Below are 2,631 nucleotides of genomic sequence, written 5' to 3'. Positions count from 1 at the left end.
AGTCGACCGCCGGCGGGAACCGGGGCGACGACCTCGCGGGGGACGGGGGTACGGCCTGATGCCCGACTGGTTGGAGGCCGTGCTGCGGGTGGTCGGCGTGCTGGTCGCCTTCCTCACCCTGCCGCTCGTCGTCGGGCAGGCCGAGCACAAGGTGATGGCGCACATGCAGGGCCGGCTCGGCCCGATGTACGCGGGCGGCTTCCACGGCTGGGCCCAGCTCGTCGCCGACGGGGTCAAGTTCGTGCAGAAGGAGGACATCACCCCGCGCGAGGCGGACCGGGCGGTGTTCCGGCTGGCCCCGGTGGTGGCCCTGGTGCCGTACCTGCTCGCCCTGCTGGTGATCCCGCTCGGGCCCGGCGACCTGGTCGGTCAGCCGTTGGACATCGGCCTGTTCTTCGTCCTGGCCGTGGTCGGGGTGGGCGTGGTGGCGGTGCTGATGTCGGCCTGGGCGTCGGCCAACAAGTACAGCCTGCTCGGTGGGCTGCGCGGGGCCGCCCAGCTCCTCGGCTACGAGCTGCCGCTGGTGCTGGCCGCCGCGTCGGTGGCGATGGCCGCCGGCACGTTGAGCCTGCCCGGCATCGTCGAGGCGTGGCGGCCCTGGTGGCTGCTCTGGCAGGCCCCCGCGATGATCGTCTTCTTCGTCGCCGGGCTGGCCGAGATCCGCCGGCCCCCGTTCGACATGCCGGTCGCCGACTCGGAGCTGGTCTTCGGCTATCTGACGGAGTACACGGGGCTGCGCTTCGCGTTCTTCCTGCTCGCCGAGTACGTCGGCATCGTGGTGATCGCCGCGCTGACCACGGTGCTCTTCCTGGGGGGCTGGCAGGGCCCGTTCGCCGACGCTCAGCTCGGCTGGCTGTGGACCCTGCTGAAGGTCTTCGCCGTCTCGTTCGTGATCATCTGGCTGCGGGTGGCGTACCCCCGGCTCCGCGAGGACCAGCTCCAGCGCCTGTGCTGGCTGGTGCTGGTGCCGGCCTCGCTCGCCCAGCTCGTCCTCACGGCCGCCGTCCGCGTCACGATGTGAGGAAGGGCCCCTTGCTATCGCTTTCTGGATAGGAAGGGGCCCCTCCGAACAACGCCGCGCGGGTTACGGTGCGGCGTAGAGCAGGCGGTTCGGTGAGCCGGGGCCCGGGTTGATCACGACGCCGGTGGTGGCGGCGGCGATCAAGGCGCTCTTGGCCTGCGCGAGCGTGGCCGTGGGGAACTGCTGCCGGTAGCGGGCCAGCCATCCGGTGACGTGCGGCGCCGCCATCGAGGTGCCCGACCAGCCGGAGGCGACCGCGGTGTTCGAGGCGATGCCGGCGGAGGTGATGTTCACGCCGGGGGCGAAGATGTCGACGCACGTGCCGTAGCTGGAGAACGAGGCGCGGGTGTCCGTGATGTCGGTCGCGGCGACGGTGACGCCCCGGGGGGAGCGGGGGCCGTTGGTGCAGGCGTCGGTGTTGAAGTTGTTGGCGATGAAGACGGCGTGCACGCCCGAGTTGATCAGGTTCTCGGCGGCGGCGTTGGGGGCGGTGCCGTAGCCCTGGAGGCTGAAGTTCGCCACCGAGACGGGGTCGTGGTTGGCGGCGATCCAGTCCATGCCCTCGATCAGGTCCGTCGTCCAGCCGGAGTTGTTGCACTGGAGGACCCGTACCGCCTTGATGGTGACGGCCTTGGCGACGCCGTACTTCGCGCCGCCGACGGTGCCGGCGACGTGCGTGCCGTGGCCGTTGCAGTCGTTGGTGCCGTTGCCGTCGCCGACCGCGTCGTAGACGCCGCTGGCCCGGCCGCCGAAGTCGACGTGACTGGCCCGGATGCCGGAGTCGACCACGTAGACCGTGACGTTGGCGCCGGTCGAGGTGTACCCGAAGCTGTTGTTCAGCGGCAGGTTGTGCTGGTCGATGCGGTCCAGCCCCCAGGAGGGCGGGTTCGTCTGGACGGCCTGCGTCGTGAAATCGCCGGTCAGGCCGCCGTAGATGCGGGTGTCCCGTTCGACGTACGCCACGGCGGGGTCGGCGCGTACGGCGGCGAGGGCCGCCGGGGGCAGGTGGGCGGCGTACCCGTCGAGGACCTGCGTGTAGCGGGTAAGCACGGTGCCGCCGGCCCGCTCGGCGACGGTTGCGGCCCGCCCGGTGCGGGCGGTTCGTGCGGCGCGGTCGGTGCCGGCCGGCGGGTCGGTGAGCACCACGATGTACCGGTCCGGCGCGGCCTCCGGTCCGCCCGGCCGCAACGGCGCGGGCGCGGGACGGCCCGGCTCCGCCGCACCTGGGGCTGCCGACGCTGGTACGGCGAGGGCTGTGACGAGCGCGCCGGTGATCATGCCGGCCAGTACGCCCAGGCGTACCGTTCTGCCACCTGGCTTCCGCAAGGCTGAACCTCCTCCGATATGGACAGTTCTGCCCGCCGCCGGACCCGGGAGGGTCGGCGGCGCGCGCCCATAAGTCGATCATCTTGAATTGAAGCGAGTGTTAACTGGTGAAGACTGTCGATGGATTTGTGGCGGCTGGGCCGTACTTCGCCAGCGTCGGACAGCCTTCGTTTCAGAGCCGGACAGCCTTCGTTTCGCAGCCGGACAACCGTCACCAGGCCGGCCAGCCGTACGCCCCGCCCGGAACGCGCGGGCGGGGCGTACGAAAAGGGTGGGTTCAGCCC

At 71.3% G+C, this 2,631-nt stretch carries 2 protein-coding genes; one reads left to right on the top strand and one right to left on the bottom strand.

All coding sequences use genetic code 11. The features are described 5' to 3' along the window. Positions 1–58 precede the first annotated feature (58 nt). Positions 59–1,021 carry a complex I subunit 1 family protein gene (locus E1258_RS31870; protein ID WP_132407592.1) on the top strand — a complete coding sequence of 321 codons (963 nt, stop codon included), beginning with the start codon at positions 59–61 and terminating at the stop codon, positions 1,019–1,021. A 63-nt stretch (positions 1,022–1,084) separates the two neighbouring features. On the opposite strand, the gene E1258_RS31865 is transcribed toward E1258_RS31870, so the two are convergent. Next, the gene (locus E1258_RS31865; RefSeq protein WP_243715818.1) at positions 1,085–2,347 is read right to left on the bottom strand and encodes a S8 family peptidase; all 1,263 of its coding nucleotides are present in this window, start codon (positions 2,345–2,347) and stop codon (positions 1,085–1,087) included. Positions 2,348–2,631 lie beyond the last annotated feature (284 nt).

Origin of the sequence: Micromonospora sp. KC207 (assembly GCF_004348615.1) — a bacterium.
Taxonomy (GTDB): Bacteria; Actinomycetota; Actinomycetes; order Mycobacteriales; family Micromonosporaceae; genus Micromonospora.
This window is presented reverse-complemented; position numbering and strand designations above follow the sequence as displayed.